The organism is Bowdeniella nasicola (genome assembly GCF_001907295.1).
Taxonomy (GTDB): Bacteria; Actinomycetota; Actinomycetes; order Actinomycetales; family Actinomycetaceae; genus Bowdeniella; species Bowdeniella nasicola.
In genome coordinates this window covers 1-1671 of sequence record NZ_MQVR01000153.1, presented here as the reverse complement: position 1 = coordinate 1671, position 1671 = coordinate 1, and the positions used below count along the sequence as shown (strand labels likewise).

The following is a 1671-nucleotide window of genomic DNA, read 5'->3' as shown; positions in this document are numbered from 1 at the left end:
TGAGTTGTAGAAGATGAACTCGAGGATCACGCGGTGACCGCCCTGCTGTCCAGCACGACCACCCCGCTACACCACTATGAGGGACTCAACTTCGGTCAGCCCGCAGGAGTCTGCGCCGAGCGACCCCAGCAGTGACAGCGGCGCCGCACTGGATGCCGTCGTAGAGCGAACCCAGGCACTGATTTCTGTCCTCAAGAAGCAGTCGGAAAACGTCTACAGCGACATCCGGATCAACGGCGAAAAACCCGACACGCTGATCTAAACCTACGTCTTCAAAGCGCCGCGGGACCCGGAGGTTTTCAAAAAGGAGCTGCCCGGGTACGAATGCGTGTTAGAGAAGACGGTGGAAGACCATGTTTACCCAGACATGAGGAGGGCAGGTGTCGTGCCCGTGCAGCGAGTGCGTTATGAATACTTCAACCCCGACGGTAGCGAGCTGCCCTCCGTGACCCTCTCGTAGGACGGCTCATAGCCGATGGCGAGCAAGGATCAGGATCGACGGCGCGCACTGCGCCTGTTGTCCGCGGCCACCGGGCTGGTGCTCGCCGTGAGCTCGTGCGACTCCGCTAGCCAGAGCACACCATCATCGTCGACGACGGGAGGAACTGCCGTGAGCGAAACCGAGAAAGCCACGCTGACCAAGCAGCTGTGGGATGCGACCGTGATGGACGATCTTGCCGAAGTGCAGCGCCTCGTCGGCGCGGGCGCGGACGAGGCGCAAAGAACTCGGCGCAAGAGTCGGCCTATCTGCTCGCCTCGAGCGAGAACACGCCGCGCGCCCTTGAATGGCTGCTCGCCAACGGCGGCGAGCTCAACGACAAAGACAGCTTCAATGGCACGGCGCTCATCCGCGCGGTCGAGCGCGGCCAGGCGCGCAGCGTCGGCCTGCTGATCCAGAAGGGGATTGACCTCAATCACGCCAACAACCTCGGCTGGCAGGCAAGCCACGAAGCGATTTGGCTCGGCAGCGACGAGGATGGCCACGTCGACACCATCTTCGCCCTCATCGCCGCGGGTGCGGAACTCGACCGGCCCTCCACGCCGCAAGGCAAGACGCCGCGCCAGATGGCCGAAGAAAAGGGCCACGCCCGCCAACTCGCCGCGCTGACCTCCGCGGAATCTCCCGTGGACGCCTACGAGGCTAACGCGACGCTGCTTTCTGCCAGCCGGGACTGGAACGCTGTCCTTGCCGCCCGCGCACTGCGGGACGGCGCGGACCTCGAAACCCGCGACGAGTCCGACCGCACGCCGCTCCTGCTCGCGGCGACGCACGACCGCCTCGAGGCCGCGCGCCTGCTCGTTCATCTCGGAGCCGACGTCAACGCCGTCGACAACCAGCGCGACACGCACTGGCTCGTCACCGGCGTCACAGGCTCGGTCGAGATGGGCACGATCCTTTCCTGGGCGCACCCGGACCTGAAGGCCCGCAATCGCCACGGCGGCATCTCCGTCATCCCCGCCTCCGAACGCGGCCACGTCGACTACGTGAAATGGGTCGTTCAGAACACGGATACCGACGTCAACCACGTCAACGACCTGGCCTGGACGACGCTGCTGGAGGCGATCATCCTTGGCGACGAAGTTGAGTCCCTCATAGTGGTGTAGCGGGGTGGTCGTGCTGGACAGCAGGGCGGTCACCGCGTGATCCTCGAGTTCATCTTCTACAACTCA

The 1671-nt window shown here is 64.5% G+C and carries 2 protein-coding genes; both read left to right on the top strand.

Going from position 1 to position 1671, the window contains the following annotated elements:
* The first annotated feature begins 76 nt into the window (after positions 1-76).
* Positions 77-262, top strand: coding sequence for a hypothetical protein (locus tag BSZ39_RS12730; RefSeq protein ID WP_073717666.1), 186 nt, complete (start codon positions 77-79; stop codon positions 260-262).
* A gap of 386 nt (positions 263-648) precedes the next feature.
* On the top strand, positions 649-1605 hold the full coding sequence (locus BSZ39_RS13725) for an ankyrin repeat domain-containing protein (RefSeq protein ID WP_073717665.1): 957 nt from the start codon (positions 649-651) through the stop codon (positions 1603-1605).
* Positions 1606-1671: the final 66 nt, after the last annotated feature.

Bases quoted from the DNA above. Each gene is read 5' to 3' on its own strand.
- BSZ39_RS12730 (WP_073717666.1), top strand. From the start codon at position 77: ATGAGGGACTCAACTTCGGTCAGCCCGCAGGAGTCTGCGCCGAGCGAC.